This window comes from Massilia sp. Soil_C_3 (genome assembly GCF_057657035.1).
In genome coordinates, this window is sequence record NZ_JBDGJG010000008.1 from 240631 (window position 1) to 256862 (window position 16232).

Annotated in this window: 10 protein-coding genes; 6 read left to right on the plus strand and 4 right to left on the minus strand. The window is 67.0% G+C overall.

The features are described 5' to 3' along the window. Nucleotides 1–14: 14 nt before the first annotated feature. On the minus strand, nucleotides 15–3083 hold the full coding sequence (locus AC3A6F_RS18235) for a CHASE domain-containing protein (RefSeq protein ID WP_487683176.1): 3069 nt from the start codon (nucleotides 3081–3083) through the stop codon (nucleotides 15–17). A gap of 44 nt (nucleotides 3084–3127) precedes the next feature. Between AC3A6F_RS18235 and AC3A6F_RS18240 the strand changes: the two genes are divergently transcribed. Then, nucleotides 3128–5209, plus strand: a complete 2082-nt coding sequence (locus tag AC3A6F_RS18240; protein WP_487683408.1) for a prolyl oligopeptidase family serine peptidase — start codon at nucleotides 3128–3130, stop codon at nucleotides 5207–5209. A gap of 13 nt (nucleotides 5210–5222) precedes the next feature. Here AC3A6F_RS18240 and AC3A6F_RS18245 read toward each other — a convergent pair whose 3' ends face one another. Continuing rightward, nucleotides 5223–5804: an acyl-homoserine-lactone synthase gene (locus AC3A6F_RS18245; RefSeq protein WP_487683178.1), complete on the minus strand. Its 582-nt coding sequence runs from the start codon at nucleotides 5802–5804 to the stop codon at nucleotides 5223–5225. Between the two features lie 186 nt (nucleotides 5805–5990). Between AC3A6F_RS18245 and AC3A6F_RS18250 the strand changes: the two genes are divergently transcribed. Beyond that, entirely contained in the window at nucleotides 5991–6263 is a 273-nt protein-coding gene (locus tag AC3A6F_RS18250) for a helix-turn-helix domain-containing protein (protein ID WP_487683180.1), read from the plus strand. Here AC3A6F_RS18250 and AC3A6F_RS18255 read toward each other — a convergent pair. After that, nucleotides 6238–6978 carry an autoinducer binding domain-containing protein gene (locus AC3A6F_RS18255; protein ID WP_487683182.1) on the minus strand — a complete coding sequence of 247 codons (741 nt, stop codon included), beginning with the start codon at nucleotides 6976–6978 and terminating at the stop codon, nucleotides 6238–6240. The genes AC3A6F_RS18250 and AC3A6F_RS18255 overlap by 26 nt on opposite strands. A gap of 338 nt (nucleotides 6979–7316) precedes the next feature. On the opposite strand from AC3A6F_RS18255, the gene AC3A6F_RS18260 reads away from it, so the two are divergent. Further along, nucleotides 7317–12230: a response regulator gene (locus AC3A6F_RS18260; protein ID WP_487683184.1), complete on the plus strand. Its 4914-nt coding sequence runs from the start codon at nucleotides 7317–7319 to the stop codon at nucleotides 12228–12230. 7 nt (nucleotides 12231–12237) lie between these two features. After that, nucleotides 12238–13080 (plus strand): protein-glutamate O-methyltransferase CheR, encoded by an 843-nt coding sequence (locus AC3A6F_RS18265; protein WP_487683186.1) that lies wholly within the window; start codon nucleotides 12238–12240, stop codon nucleotides 13078–13080. A 3-nt stretch (nucleotides 13081–13083) separates the two neighbouring features. Here the strand turns inward: AC3A6F_RS18265 and glpD are convergent, their stop codons facing one another. After that, the gene (glpD, locus tag AC3A6F_RS18270) at nucleotides 13084–14625 is read right to left on the minus strand and encodes a glycerol-3-phosphate dehydrogenase (protein WP_487683188.1); all 1542 of its coding nucleotides are present in this window, start codon (nucleotides 14623–14625) and stop codon (nucleotides 13084–13086) included. Nucleotides 14626–14748: 123 nt separating this feature from the next. On the opposite strand from glpD, the gene AC3A6F_RS18275 reads away from it, so the two are divergent. Both AC3A6F_RS18275 and AC3A6F_RS18280 read left to right on the plus strand, forming a co-directional pair. Continuing rightward, nucleotides 14749–15387, plus strand: coding sequence for a phosphohydrolase (locus AC3A6F_RS18275; protein ID WP_487683190.1), 639 nt, complete (start codon nucleotides 14749–14751; stop codon nucleotides 15385–15387). After that, nucleotides 15380–16195: an SIR2 family NAD-dependent protein deacylase gene (locus tag AC3A6F_RS18280; RefSeq protein WP_487683192.1), complete on the plus strand. Its 816-nt coding sequence runs from the start codon at nucleotides 15380–15382 to the stop codon at nucleotides 16193–16195. The genes AC3A6F_RS18275 and AC3A6F_RS18280 overlap by 8 nt, the downstream gene beginning before the upstream one ends. Nucleotides 16196–16232 lie beyond the last annotated feature (37 nt).

Here is a 16232-nt window from a genome sequence, read left to right on the forward strand (position 1 = left end):
GGATGCTCCTGCGCTCAGCGCATCTCGCCGTCCCTGCTGCCGAATTGGGTCGACACTTCGCGTTCGATCCGGATCAATAGTGCGCGCAGGCGCGCCGCCAGCGCCCGGGCCTGGGCGGTGCCGGCCGCGCCCAGGCGCGGCGCCCGCTTCGGTTGCGCCTCGAGGTCTTCGCAGATGGCGCCGAAGCTGACGGCGCCGATCGCGCGCGCGGCCGACTTCAGTTGATGCGCCAGGCTCGCGGTATGGGTCAGGTCGCCGCCGGCCAGGGCGCTGTCGATCCCCGCCAGGTTGTCGCGTGCGGTATCTAGGAACAGGAAGACATATTTACGCATCCGCTCGGTGTCGCCGCCGGCCGTGCTGGCCAGGCTGGCCAGGTCGAGCACCTCTGCCTGCCCACCCTGCCCGCCCTGGCCTTCCGCGGCGGCGGATCCCGGCGCCCGCTGCCCGGGCCCCGCCATCGCGATGTCGGCCACCGGGGCCGTGGTCCGGCCCAGGCAGCGCGCGATGGTGGCGGCCAGCAGTTCCGGCACCACCGGCTTGGTCAGGAATTCGTTCATGCCGGCGGCCAGGCAGCGCGCGCGGTCGTCGACGCCGGCATTGGCCGTCATCGCCACCACCAAGGTGTCGCGCAAGGCCGGATCGCGGCGGATGCGGCGGGTCGCTTCCAGCCCGTCCATGACCGGCATCTGCACGTCCATCAGCACGCAGTCGAAACGTTTATCCGCCATCGCCGCCAGCGCTTCCTGGCCGTTGTTGGCTACCTCGACCGCGGCGCCGGACTGTTCCAGCAACTCGCGCGCAACCTGCTGGTTGAAGGCATTGTCCTCGACCAGCAGCACCGCGCAGTCGTCCAGGCGCGCCTGGGCCGGGGCCGGCGCGGCGCCGAGGCCCGCGCCGAGCATGCCTCCCGAACGCCCGCCGCCGGCATCGTCCAGGGCCAGGCGCGCCGTGAACCAGAAGGTGCTGCCCTCGCCCAGCGTGCTGACCACCCCGACCTCGCCGCCCATCAGCTCGGCCAGCTGGCGGCTGATGGCCAGGCCCAGGCCGGTGCCGCCGTGGCGCCGCGTGGCCGACTGGTCGGCCTGCTGGAACGGCGTGAACAGGTGGGGCTGCGCGGCCGCCTCGATGCCGATGCCGCGGTCTTGAACCTCGAAGCGCACCAGCACTTCGGGACCGAAGGCGCGCGCCAGGCGCGCACGCAGCGTGATCCGGCCGCGCTCGGAGAATTTGACGGCATTGCCGGCGAAATTGAGCAGCACCTGTTCCAGCCGCAGCGAGTCGCCGCACAGGGGCCGCATCAGGACCGGATCGATCTCGATGTCGAAGCCCAGGCCCTTGGCCACCGCCGCCGTGCCCAACTGCGCCTCGACGTTGCGCATCAGGGCGTCGAGCATGAAGCACACCCGCGACAGTTCCAGCATGCCGGCCTCGATCTTGGAGAAATCGAGGATGTCGTTGATGATGCCCAGCAGGTGCTGGCCCGAGTGGTAGATCTTCTCGAGGTAGTCGCGCTGGCGCGCGTCGGGTGCGGCCTGCAGCGCCAGGTGGGTCATGCCGATGATGCTGTTCATCGGGGTGCGGATCTCGTGGCTCATATTCGACAGGAAGTCGCTCTTGGCCTTGCTGGCGGCGTCGGCGCGTGCCTTCAGGCGGTGCAGCTCGGTGACGTCGGTCGCCACGCACAGCACGGCCGCTTCCTCGTCGACCTGCATCGGCACCCGCACCGTCCACAACTGGCGCGGCGCGCCGCCCGGCGCCGACTGCGCCACCTGGGCGCTGCTGCGGCGGCCGTCGTGCAACACCGCGCGATCGAGCTCCCAGGCGGCATCGGCCAGGGCGCGGCCCATGGCCTCGACGTCGCGCCGGCCGATCAGCTCCGCCGCCGGTCGCCCGAGGCTCGTGGCGCCCTTGGCATTGAGGTAGCGGATGCGGCGCAACCCATCCTTCAGGTAGACCTCGGCGTCCAGGTTGTCCAGCACCGTGTCGAGCAGCAGGCGCTGCTCGTCGGCGGCGCGCCGCGAGCGGTACTGGGCCAGGAACAGGCCATACACCAGCAGGGTCGCGGCAAAGCCGAAGGCCAGCCCCGCCATCGGCAGCCAGGGATCGAGCCCGGCCAGCATGGCGGCCCGGGGCGCCGAGAAATGCGCCAGCCACCGGCTGCCGGCGAAGTTCACGTCCAGCGCCAGGGCGAAGTGCTCCCCGGGCGCCGGCGGCGTGCGCCGCACGTCCGGGCCGTGCAGCAGGAGGTCCCCCGGCTGGGTCGCGCCATAGATGCTGACCGCGAGCGGCTGGGCGCCAGGCGCGGCCAGTGCGTTTTCCACCAGGTCCGGCACCGAGAAGGCGATCCCGAACGAGCCGAGATAGGCGGCGCGGCGCGCCTCGACGCCCAGCGGCGTCACGCCGCCGCGATAGACCGGCACGCGCATCCCGAGCGCGTAATGGGGCTTGGGCTCGCGCAGGAATACCGGCTGGCCGGAGGCGCTCATGCCGCCGCTGTCGCGCGCCTGCTCCAGGGCGCGGGCGACGACCGGCCTGGCGGCCATGTCGAAGCCGAGCCGGCGGCTCGGCTGGTCGATCGGGAACTGGTAGGCGATCACCTCGTACCAGGGACGGCGGCCGGCCGGGAAGATCGTGAAGTCGGGGTAGCCGCGCGCATCGACGCTGCGGTCGGCGCGCATGGCGGCGATGAAGGTTTCGCGCTCGTCTTCGCGCACGTGGGCGGCATAGCTCACGCCCTCGATCGCCGGGAAGTTGGACGGCAGGTCGAGCGCGGCGACGTAGCGGTGGAAAGACGCACGGTCGGGCACGGTGTCGCCGCCGCCGGCCGCATGCAGCGCGGCCAGGGAACGCGCCGCGCTGCCATACGAGGCAAGCGCAGCGTCGATCCGTTCGCGCGCCGCCTGCGCCGCGTGTTCGAAGCGGCCCTTGGCCGCGTCCTCGATGGCGGCGCCGGCCACCGCGTGCAGCAGCAGGCCGATCGCCAGCGACAGCGCGATGCCGCCGCCCCACAGCACGAAGGGCCGGCCCAGGCGCGCGCAAGCGGCTTCGATGGCGTCAATTCCTGGCATGCTCAAGCGCTTCATGCTTTCCCTGGCGGACGGTGGCCGCTACACAAAATTGCTAGTATATCGGCGCGCCGCGCCGGCGTGATACTGATGAGGACAGCATGCAACACCACGACGATCCCTGGCTGTGGCTGGAACAGATCGACACCGCAGAATCCCGCGCCTGGGTCGCCGCGCGCAACGCGGCCACCGAAACCGAACTGGAAGCCGATCCGCGCTTCGCGCCGCTGCGCGAACGCCTGAAGGGCATCCTCGATTCGAGCGACAAGATTCCCTACGTCGGCGTGCATGGCGGCTGGTGCTACAACTTCTGGCGCGACGCGAGCCACGTGCGCGGCATCTGGCGCCGCACCACACTGGCCGAGTACCGCAAGCCGGCGCCGAACTGGGAGACGGTGCTCGACCTCGATGCGCTGGCGCGCGCGGAGAATGAAAACTGGGTCTGGGCCGGCGTCTCCTGGCTCGAGCCCGATGCCACGCGCTGCCTGCGCTGTTTGATACTGCTGTCGCGTGGCGGCGGCGACGCCAAGGTGGTGCGCGAATTCGACCTGGCGCTGCCGGGCTTCGTGGCCGACGGCTTCACGCTGCCGGAAGCGAAGAGCGACGTATCGTGGATCGACCGCGACACCCTGTTCGTCGGCACCGACTTCGGCCCCGGCAGCCTGAGCGAATCGGGCTATCCGCGCATCGTCAAGGAGTGGAAGCGCGGCACGCCGCTGGCGGCGGCCACCACCGTGTACGAGGCGGCGCCGGGCGACATGGCGGCGTCCGGCTATCAGGACAACAGCCCCGGCTGGGAACGCGCCTTCGTGCTGCGCCAGATCGATTTCTATACCAGTGAACTGTTCTGGCGCCGCGGCGACGGGTTGCTCAGGATCGACAAGCCGGTCGACGCCAGCGCCTTCGCCCTGCGCGACCAGCTCGTGATCGAGCTGCGCTCGGACTGGACGGTCGACGGCGTGACCTATCCCCAGGGCGCCCTGCTCGCGACCGGCTTCGACGCCTTCGTGGCGGGCAGCCGCGCCTTCGAGGTGCTGTTCGCGACGACCCCATCGACCTCGCTGGACGGCGTGGCGGCCACCAACAGCCGCCTGCTGCTGACGGTGCTCGACAACGTCAAGAACCGCATCGTCGAATTGCGCCATGAGGATGGGGGATGGGTCCGGCGCGAGGTCGCCGTGCCCGGCATCGGTTCGCTGGGCGTATCTGCCCTGGACTCGGACCACTCGGACGACTACTTCCTGACCGTGACCGATTTCCTGCATCCGACCACGCTGTACCTGATGCATGCCGGCCGCGACGATCGCGAGCCGCTCAAGGCAATGCCGGCCTACTTCGAGGCCGAACCCTACGACGTGAGCCAGCACACGGCGACCTCCGGCGACGGCACGCTCGTGCCCTACTTCGTCGTCACCCGTCGCGGCGTCAAAAATGGCGCATCCAATCCGACCCTGCTGTACGGCTACGGCGGCTTCGAGGTGTCGCTCAAACCCTTCTACAGCGGCATGACCGGCGCCGCCTGGCTCGAACAAGGCGGCACCTATGTGCTGGCCAATATCCGCGGCGGCGGCGAGTTCGGCCCGCGCTGGCACCAGGCGGCCCTGCGCCAGCACCGCCAGCGCGCATTCGATGACTTCATCGCCGTCGGCCAGGACCTGATTGCGCGCGGCGTCACCACGCCGCAACAGCTGGGCATCATGGGCGGCAGCAATGGCGGCCTGCTGGTCGGCGCGGCGCTGACCCAGCGTCCCGACCTGTTCGGCGCCGTGGTGTGCCAGGTGCCGCTGCTGGACATGCGGCGCTACCACCTGCTGCTGGCCGGCGCCTCGTGGATGGGCGAATACGGCGACCCGGACGATGCCGACGACTGGTCTTACCTGGCCCGCTACTCGCCGTACCACAACGTCCGGCCCGGCGAGCGCTACCCGCGCGTGCTGTTCACCACCTCGACCCGCGACGACCGCGTCCATCCCGCGCATGCGCGCAAGATGGCGGCGCGCATGCTGGACCAGGGACACGACGTGCTGTACTGGGAAAACACCGAGGGCGGCCATGCCGGCGCCGCCGACAACGCCCAGACCGCGCGGATGGTGGCGCTGACCTACACCTTCCTGCTGCGGCAACTGGGCGCGCACCCCGTGTAATTCCTTACCCGGGTCAGGACGCGAGCCGCCTGGCGAACAGCGCTTCCCAGGTCGGCTCGATTTCCACATAGAGGGCGATTGCGGTCTCGATCCCGACCGCCTGCGGCGCCCCGATGCGGGTGGTGACCACGCCGGCCCGGCGCAGCATGCGCTCGATCGCGGTGGTGGTGACGGTGACGTAGCGCGACAGGCCGCGCTCATGGGCGTGGCCGATGATGGCCGCGATCGACTCCATCGTCATCTCCGAGAAACCGTAGCTGCCGGCCCCTTCGGTCTCGATCGCGAAGCGCGACAGCTCCCAGATATGCGGGTCGCTCGGCGCCTCCTGGCCGTCGAGTAGCTGGGGGAAGGAATCCTTGAGCATATACGGTCCCTCGGTTGGCAGCAGGCGCCAGCAGCCGCGCAGCGTCTCGCCGTCGCGCATGAGCATATAGCGCGGCTCGAGCGCGTCGTAGCCATCGATCTCCATGCCGGACAGCACCGGCACTTCCCATCCCAGCCGCCCGCGGAACACCTTCGCGCGCAGCGTATGCATTTCCCACAGCTCTTTCGATGCGAATGCGCGTCGTGGCGCGATCGTGATTTGCATGCTCATTGCCAACCCCCTCCTCGTTGAGAAAATCGGTTCAAGTAATATGCACTACGCATGAAAGCGTCATGCAAATCGGGTAAGCTGGGTACTATCAGCATTGATAGGTGGCGAGCAATATCGGCGGTGCAATACTTTTGGAAACGACGCAGTTTCTGAATTATTTGATTCATCACCCCGAAAGGAACCACCATGGCAAACGATCTGATGTGCGATGCACTGGCAGCCGAACTGCAGGCCAACCAGCTGGTCCAGGCCGCGGGCGCGGCACGCCTGGCGCCGCACGAACTGCGTCGGCTGCGCATCACCAAGCGCGAAAGCCAGGAGAAATTCTGGGGCCGCTTCGGCGTCACCCAATCCAGCGGCAGCCGCTTTGAAACCGGCCTCGCGATCCCGACGCCCGTGTCGATTCTTTTGCGCATGTACATGAACGGTAAGCTCAGCGATGGTGATCTTCAGGGGTGATGAGCCCCAGGGCGATGGCCTTGACCACCGCCTGCTGGCGAGTGTTGACGTCAAATTTTTGACGCACATTCGCCAGGTGAAAATTAACCGTGGCCTCGGAGCAGCCCGTAATGCGCGCGACCTCCCATGAGGACTTGCCGGCCATTACCCACTGCAGCACTTCCAGCTCGCGCCGCGTCAGGCGCGGCGCCTCGTCCGGCCGCGCCGCCTCTTCGCGGAATCGCCCGGAAGACGCGAACGCATAGTCGCGCACCAGCGACAGCATCGGCAGCGCCTCGTTCATCGCGCGCTGTGCGGCGGCATCCGGCCGCGCGTCGGACGCGAAACTGATCACCCCGAATTCGCCGTGCGGCCCGTGGATCGGCAGGGTCGCACCGCTGCGAATGCCGTGGGCGCTCGCTTCTTCGTACAGCTCGGCCTGCTGCGAGCTGGAAGCGAAGGTACGCGGCTGCCACACGATGGGCGTCGTGCTCGACAGGCAATGGGCGACGGTCGGATCGACGTAGGCGAAGCCGTTGCGGTCGTAGCGTTCGCGCCAGTTTTCGGAATAATTACTGCGCAAGAAGGCCGACTCGAAGCGGGTATGGCGCGAATTGACGACGCCAAACAGTACTTGGTCGAAGCCCAGCCCCCGCGCAATGGTGAACAAGGACGCGCTCCAGTGGGAAGCATCCTTGGCCTGCATCAGATCAAGTAATAAGGCGGTATCAATCATGGGGGCAAAGTTTGATGTAACACCCCTATGCTAGATGGTTCACCCCGTTCACAAATTCACAGAAATTAACAATCAAGATATTTACTTCTATCTAGTTTGCATGTTGTCGTGCATAAACCACAACAATTTGCAATCGTGCGCCCTCCCATAGGGGAATCGGCTACCCTCCGCCGAATTACCTGTAACAAATTTCAGAATTGCAAGTATTTGCTAACCGAGATACTGTTTCGCAGCTTGACTTAGATCTATAGAACTGTATCTTGCGTGTGTGTAAAAACGACATTTTTGCCGTCACTATCGGCTAACCACAGACTTCCTTCAGGACGAGGATCCAGGCGATGAATACCATGACCGATATGGGCGAACAGTTGGACGTCAAGCTGCTGCTCACCACATTGATGGCCTTGAAAAAAGGCGATTTCTCGGTACGCATGCCTGACGACTGGACCGGCGTGTCCGGCAAGATCGCCGATACCCTGAACGACATCATCGAGACCAAGCAGAAGATGGTCGAGACCGTCACGGAAGTCTCGCGGGTGGTGGGCCGTGAAGGCCACCTGACCCAGCGCGCCGACCTGCCCGGCGTGGTGGGCGGCTGGAGCACCATGATCAGCTCGGTCAACACCCTGATCGACGACCTGGTGCGCCCTACCACCGAAATGGCGCGCGTCATTGGCGCGGTGGCGAAAGGCGACCTGTCCCAGACCATGGCCCTCGAAGTCGACGGCCATCCGCTCAAGGGCCAGTACCTGCGCGCGGCGATGACGGCCAACACCATGGTCGAGCAGCTGTCGTCCTTCTCGTCCGAAGTCACGCGCGTGGCGCGCGAGGTCGGCACTGAAGGCAAGCTGGGCGGCCAGGCGCAAGTCAAGGGCGTGGCCGGCACCTGGAAGGACTTGACCGACTCGGTCAACTCGATGGCGGGCAACCTGACCTCGCAGGTGCGTAATATCGCCGAGGTGACCACCGCAGTGGCCAACGGCGACTTGTCCAAGAAGATCACGGTCGACGTGCGCGGCGAGATCCTGCAACTGAAGGACACCATCAACGTCATGGTGGACCAGCTGCGTTCCTTCGCCTCGGAGGTGACGCGGGTGGCGCGCGAGGTCGGCACCGAGGGTAAACTCGGCGGCCAGGCCTATGTGCCGGGCGTGGCCGGCACCTGGAAGGACTTGACCGACAACGTCAACTTCATGGCGTCGAACCTGACGGGCCAGGTGCGTAATATCGCGGCGGTGACCACCGCGGTGGCGAACGGCGACCTGTCCAAGAAGATCACGGTGGACGTCAAAGGTGAAATTCTCGAGCTGAAGAACACCATCAACGTGATGGTCGACCAGCTGTCCTCGTTCGCATCGGAGGTGACGCGGGTCGCGCGCGAGGTCGGCACCGAAGGTAAACTCGGTGGCCAGGCGGTGGTGAAAGGCGTGGCCGGCACCTGGAAGGACTTGACCGACTCGGTCAACTCGATGGCGGGCAACCTGACCGGCCAGGTGCGCAACATCGCCGACGTGACCACCGCGGTGGCGAACGGCGACCTGTCCAAGAAGATCACGGTGGACGTGAAAGGCGAGATTCTCGAGCTGAAGAACACCATCAACGTGATGGTCGACCAGCTGAACTCCTTCGCCTCGGAAGTCACGCGGGTGGCGCGCGAGGTCGGCACCGAAGGTAAACTCGGCGGCCAGGCCAACGTGCCGGGCGTGGCCGGCACCTGGAAGGACTTGACCGACGGCGTGAACTCGATGGCGGGCAACCTGACCGCCCAGGTGCGTAATATCGCGGAAGTGACCACCGCGGTGGCCAACGGCGACCTGTCCAAGAAGATCACGGTGGACGTCAAGGGCGAGATCCAGGAACTGAAGAACACGATTAACGTGATGGTCGACCAGCTTTCGTCGTTCGCGTCGGAAGTGACGCGCGTGGCGCGCGAGGTCGGCACCGAAGGCAAGCTCGGCGGCCAGGCCTATGTGCCGGGCGTGGGCGGCACCTGGAAGGACTTGACCGACAACGTCAACTTCATGGCATCCAACCTGACGGGCCAGGTGCGTAATATCGCGGCGGTGACCACCGCCGTTGCGCGCGGCGACCTGTCCAAGAAGATTACCGTGGACGTCAAGGGCGAGATCCTCGAACTGAAGGACACCATCAACGTCATGGTGGACCAGCTGTCCTCGTTCGCCTCGGAGGTGACCCGCGTGGCGCGCGAGGTCGGCACCGAAGGCAAACTCGGTGGCCAGGCGAACGTGTCGGGCGTGGCCGGCACCTGGAAGGACTTGACGGAAAACGTCAACCAGCTGGCGGCCAACCTCACCAACCAGATGCGCGCGATCGGCGAAGTGGCGACCGCGGTGACGCGCGGCGACTTGTCGCGCTCCATTCAAGTGGAAGCGCGCGGCGAGGTGTCCTACCTGAAGGACAATATCAATGAGATGATCCGCAACCTGAAGGAAACCACGCAGAAGAACGCGCAGCAAGACTGGTTGAAAACCAATCTGGCGCGCTTCACGCGATTGCTGCAGGGCCAGCGCGACTTGCAGGCGGTGACCAAGCTGATCCTGTCGGAACTGGCGCCGCTGGTCTCGGCTCACCACGGCGTGTTCTATATGATGGACTCGCAAGAGACCGATGCCCGCCTGCGCATGATCGCGTCCTACGGCTACCGCTCGAGCCGCAAGCTGCCGACTTCCTTCCTGCCGGGCGAAGGCCTGGTGGGCCAGTGCGCGCTGGAGAAGACCCGCATCTGGCTGACCGACGTGCCGCGCGACTACATCGTGGTGTCGTCGGGCCTGGGCTCGGCGCCGCCGAACAATATCGTGGTGCTGCCGATCCTGTTCGAGCAGCAGGTCAAGGCCGTCATCGAGATCGCCTCGCTCGACCGCTTTACCGAAACCCACCTGTCCTTCCTCGACCAGCTGATGGAATCGATCGGCGTGGTCCTGAACACAATCGAGGCCAACAGCCGCACCGAGTCGCTGCTGACCCAGTCGCAGTCGCTGGCGCAGGAACTGCAGCAGACCAACCAGGAGCTGGGCGAGAAGGCGCGCCTGCTGTCCGAGCAGAATATCGAGGTGGAGCGCAAGAACCGCGAGGTGGAGCAAGCCAAGCTGGCGCTGGAAGAAAAAGCGACCCAGCTGGCGCTGTCCTCGAAGTACAAGTCCGAATTCCTGGCCAATATGTCGCACGAGCTGCGCACCCCATTGAATTCGCTGCTGATCCTGGCCCAGCAGCTGTCCGACAACCCGGAAGGCAATCTGTCGGGCAAGCAGGTGGAATTCGCGAAAACCATCTACGGCTCGGGTTCGGACTTGCTGACCCTGATTAACGACATTCTCGACCTGTCCAAGATCGAGTCGGGCACCGTCACCCTGGACGTGTCGGAATACCGCTTCTCGAACCTGCGCAACTACGTCGACCGCACCTTCAGGCACATGGCCGAGGCCAAGCACCTGGGCTTCCAGGTCGACCTGGCCGAGAACCTGCCGACCGCCGTGATGACCGACACCACGCGCCTGCAGCAGGTCTTGAAAAACCTGTTGTCGAATGCCTTCAAGTTCACCAGCCATGGCCAGGTGTCGCTCGGCATCAGCCTGGTGACCAGCGGCTGGACCGCCGACCACCCGAACCTGGAACACGCCGACGCGGTGCTGGCGTTCTCGGTGTACGACACCGGCGTGGGCATCCCGGCCGACAAGCTGCAGCTGATCTTCGAAGCCTTCCAGCAGGCCGACGGCTCGACCGCCCGCAAGTATGGCGGCACGGGTCTCGGCCTGTCGATCTCGCGCGAACTGGCGCGCCTGCTGGGCGGCGAGATCCGCGTCGAGTCGACCGTCAACGTCGGCTCGGTGTTTACGCTCTACCTGCCGTACAACCGCGCCGGCTTCATCAATTATGAACAGGCGCGCCAGCCGCAGCCGGCACGCCTGCTGCCGCCGCAGATGGTCCCGGCCCCGCTGGTGCCGGTGCTGCAGGAAAACAGCGAAACGGCGTCGCTCGACCTGACGACCGACCTGCTCGACCCGAGCGGCGCGGTGGTCGAATACGCCAGCGTGCTGGATGACCGCGGGCTGGTGACGCCGGGCGACCCGTCGGTGCTGATCGTCGAGGACGACGAGCGCTTCGCCAAGGTGGTGCTCGAATTCGCCCGCGAGAAAAACTTCAAGGCGATCGTGACCCACCGCGGCGATTCCACGTTGTCGCTGGCGCGCGACTACCTGCCGTCGGCGATCCTGCTCGACATCGACCTGCCCGACATCGACGGCTTTACGGTGCTCGACCGCCTGAAGCGCGACCCGAGCACGCGCCACATCCCGGTGCACGTGATGTCCTCCCTGCGCGAACGCGAGCGCGCGCTGCGCCAGGGCGCGATCTCGTACATCAACAAGCCGGTCGAACGCGAACAGCTGAAGGAAGAATTCAAGCGCATCCAGAAATTCCTGATGGGCGGCAAGCGCAGCCTGCTGGTGGTCGAGGACGATCCGGCCCAGCGCGATTCGATCGTCTCCCTGATCGGCAATAACGACATCCACATGGTCACCGTCGACAATGGCGCCGCCGCGCTCGACGCCCTGCAATCGTCGCATTTCGACTGCATGGTGCTGGACCTGACCCTGCCCGACATCTCGGGCTTCGACCTGCTCGACCAGATCGGCCGCAACGAACGCCTGCGCGACCTGCCGATCGTGATCTACACTGCCCAGGAGCTGAACCGCAAGGAAGTCACGAAGCTCAAGCGCTTTGCCAAGACCATCGTGATCAAGGATGCGCGCTCGCCCGAACGCCTGCTGGATGAGACGGCGCTGTTCCTGCACCGTTCGCAGGCCAGCCTGCCCGAGACCCAGCGGCGCATGCTGGAAGAGATCCACGCCCTCGACTCGGGCCTGGCCGGCCGCAAGGTGCTGATCGTCGACGATGACCTGCGCAACATCTTCGCCCTCTCCACGCTGCTGGAGCGCCAGCAGATGCAGGTGCTGTTCGCCGAGAACGGCCGCGACGGCATCGAGGTGCTGGAGAAGGATCCCGGCATCGAGATCGTCCTGATGGACATCATGATGCCCGAGATGGACGGCTACGACACGATGCGGGCCATCCGCCGCATCCCCAAATTCCGCTCGCTGCCGATCATCACCCTGACCGCGAAGGCGATGAAGGGCGACCGCGACAAGTGCATCGCGGCCGGCGCCTCGGACTACATCACCAAGCCGGTCGACGTGGCGCAGCTGCTGTCGATGATGCGTGTTTGGCTGCACTGAGGCACCAGTGAATGCCTTGACTGGTGTGCCGGTCGATACCGGCCTGGCGGAGCTCGAGATCGAGCTGCTGCTCGAAGCGCTGTACCAGCGCTTTGGTTTCGACTACCGCAGCCACGAGCGCGCCATCCTGCGCCGCCGGCTGCAGGAGCTGGCGCGGCTGCACGCCCTGCCGAACCTGTCCCGGCTGCAGGAACAGGTGCTGCATGCGCCCGGCGCGGCGCTGGGCGTGGTACGCGCACTGGCGGTGCAGCCGGCGTCCCTGTTCGACCGGCCCGACTGGGCGCGGCGCCAGCGCAGGGCGCTGGCCGACAGCCTGCGTCCGACCGCGCTGCCCAAGGTCTGGCTGCCCGAGGTGGCCGGCGTGGGCGAGGCCTGGACCCTGGCCGTGCTGCTGGCCGAGGAAAAGCTGTACGGACGCACCGAGGTGTTCGCGACCCTGTCCAGCGACGAACTGCTGTTCGAGGCGCGCGAGGCGACGCTGCCGGCAACGATGCTGGCCGAGGCCCAGGACGGCTACGAGGCGAGCGGCGGCACGGGCCGGCTGGCCGATTACTTCGAGGTCAGCGACGGCCGCGCGCGCCTCTTGCCGCGGCTGCGCGAGCGCATCACCTGGCTGCAGTACTGCCTGGTGACGGACGGCTCGTTCAACGAGTTCCACGCGATCGTCTGCTCCCGCGCCCTGCCCGACTTCGGCCCGGTGCTGCGCCAGCGGGTGCTGCGCCTGTTCAGGGACAGCCTGGCCTTGTTCGGGGTGCTCGGGATCGACCGCGAGCTGGTGGCGGGCGATGCGGCGGCGGCCGATTACCAACCCTTGTTCGAGGATGGGGCCTGGTACAAGCGGGTGCGCTGAGTTTCACACGATGGCCGTGGCCGAACGTTCGGCGGCCATCCATGCATCGATCCCACTCGCCACGCCCGGCCGCAGGTGCAGGCCCAGCTTGGTGCGGCGCCACAGCACGTCGGCTGCGCTGCGGGCCCACTCGTGCCGCATCAGGTAGCGCAGCTCGGCCTCGTAAAGCCCCGGGGCCACCTCCGTGCCCAGGTCGGCCAGCGCCTGGCAGTCTCCCAGCAGGACGTCCACCCGCGTGCCATAGGCGCGCGCATAGCGCAGCGCCAGCGGCTTGGGCAGCCAGGCAACACGCCGCTGCAGCGTCGCCACCCATCGGTCGAATTCCAGCACGCCGCGGCTGTCGGGCTGCGGCCCGAACAGGTCGCCGCCCGGCAGCACGGCCTGCGCCGTCCAGGCCCCCGTCGGCGCCTTGCCCAGCAGCGGCGCGATCCAGTCGACGGCTTCCTCGGCCAGCTTGCGGTAGGTGGTGATCTTGCCGCCGAAGACGGACAGCAGCGGCGGGCCGCCAGCGTCGCGTTCCAGAAAATAGTCGCGGGTGATCGCCGCCGGGTTGCCGGCATCGTCTTCCAGCAGCGGACGCACGCCCGAATAACTCCACACCACGTCGCCGGGCGCCAGCTGGCGCTTGAAGTAGCGGTTGGCCAGCGCGCACAGGTAGCGCGTCTCGCCCTCGCCGATCGCCACCGCGCCGGGGTCGCCCGCGAAGTCGACGTCGGTGGTGCCGACCAGGGTGAACGCTCCTTCATAGGGGATCGCGAACACGACCCGCCCGTCCGCATGCTGGAACAGGTAGGCGCAGCTGTGCTCGAACAGGCGCGGCACGACGATATGGCTGCCCTTGATCAGGCGCAGCGCGCGGTGCGGCGCCTCCTGGTTGGCGCGTCCGGCGAAGCGGGCCGCCCAGGGGCCGGCGGCGTTGACCAGGCCACGCGCGCGCACGGTCAGCGACGCACCATCCTGGTCGATGCGCGCCTCCCAGTGCGCGCCGCGCCGCACCACGTCTTCGCAGACCGCATGGGTCAGCACCCGCGCACCGTGCTCGTGCGCATCGAGGGCGTTGAGCACCACCAGCCGTGCGTCGTCGACCCAGCCGTCGGAATAGGCAAAGGCGCGCGTAAACTCGGGCTTGAGCGGCGCGCCGGCGCGGTGGCCGGCCAGCTCGATCGCGCTGGACGCGGGCAGAAAGGCGCGGGGCGCCAGGCGGTCGTAGAGGAACAGGCCGGCGCGGATCAGCCAGGCCGGCCGCTGCCCTGCTACCTGTGGCATCACGAAGCGCAGCGGACGCATGATGTGTGGCGCGCTCCTAAGCAGGGTCTCGCGCTCGGCCAGCGCCTTGCGCACCAGGCCGAATTCGCGGTATTCGAGATAGCGCAAGCCGCCATGGATCAGCTTGCTGGAGGCGGACGAGGTATGCGCGCCAAGGTCGTCCTTTTCGCAAAGCACCACCGACAGGCCGCGCCCGGCCGCGTCGCGCGCGATGCCGGCGCCATTGATGCCGCCGCCGACCACCAGCAGGTCGCAATCGATCGTCGTGTCCGCTCCCATCGCTTCCCCTTCATCGCCACATGGTCCCTGCGCATCCGATCCACTTTACGCGGGCGCGCAGGCCCTGCGTACGCCTGGGTCAATTATGCGGAGAATGGACGGGTCGGTGTGTAAAATCGCCACATGTCCATCCCGTCCACGCCAGACCGGACCCGCGCCTGGGTCCGCATGCCATCCGGCCGCCGCCTCGACCTGCTCGACCCCACACCCTTCGACTGGGACGACGCCGACCTGGCGCTCGGCCTGGCCCGCACCTACCGCTGGGGCGGCCACTCGGCCTGGCCGCTGCCGCTGTCGGTGGCCCAGCACTCGATCGCGGTGATGCTGCTGCGCCGCGCCGCGGCGCCGGCCATCACGCCGCTGGAAGAATTGCGCGAACTGCTGCACGACGCTGAGGAAGGCCTGCTCGGCTTCGATGCGATCTCCGTCATCAAGCCGTTCCTGGGCGACGCCTTCCGCGCGCTGACCAGGCGCCTGGAACATATGGTCTTCCTGCGCTACGGCCTGCCGGCCTGGGATGCGCGCGGCCACGCGGCGCACAAGCGCGCAGATCGCCTGGCCGCGGCCACCGAGGCCGTGCATGTGGCCGGCTGGTCGCGCGAGGAAGTGCGGCGCACCCTCAAGATCCGGGCCGAGGTGCTGGCCGAGGACCCGCTTGCCGCCCATTACGATTGCCGGCCGTGGGAGCCGTGGGCGCCAGGCGTGGCCTGCGAGCGCTTCCTGGCCGAGCTCGAGCGGCTGAAAGCGAGCGACCATGGATGAGATTGCCCGCGCCTGCAAACTGCTGAGGGAAGCCGACGGCCTGTTGATCGCTGCCGGCGCCGGCATCGGCGTCGATTCGGGTCTGCCCGATTTTCGCGGCAATGCCGGCTTCTGGAAAGCCTATCCGCCACTGGGCGAACGCGGCCTGCCGTTTCGCGAGATGGCCAATTCGGCCAGTTTCGAACGCGATCCGCAGCTGGCCTGGGGCTTCTATGGCCACCGGCTCGACCTGTACCGGCGCACGCGTCCGCATGCGGGCTTCGCGATCCTGCGCGCACTGGGCGAACGCATGCGGCATGGCAGCTTCGTCTTCACGAGCAATGTCGACGGCCAGTTCCAGCGCGCCGGTTTTGCGGATGACCGGATCGCCGAATACCATGGCACGATCCACCAGCTGCAATGCACCCGTCCCTGTCGCGACCTCACCTGGCCAGCGGACGACGTCGAACCCGAGGTCGACCTGGCCCGCTGCGCGCTGCTGTCGCCACTGCCGGCCTGCCCGCACTGCGGCGCCCTGGCCCGTCCCAACATCCTGATGTTCAACGACGTCGCCTGGGTCGACCTCACCAGCGAGGCCCAGCTCGAGCGGCTCGCGCAGTGGCGCGCTGGAGTCACGCGCCTGGCCGTGATCGAACTCGGCGCCGGCACCGACCTGCCTTCGGTGCGCCGCTTCACCGAGTCGCAGCGGGTGCACGCGATCCGCATCAATCCGCGCGAACACCGGATCGTGCGCGGGGTCGGAATTTCCATGAGAGCGCTCGCCGCTCTGCAGGCGATCGCTCGGGAAATGGAAATTGTGATGAAGTAATATTGAACACTAAGTGGCTGATTTTATTCAGCCTTTT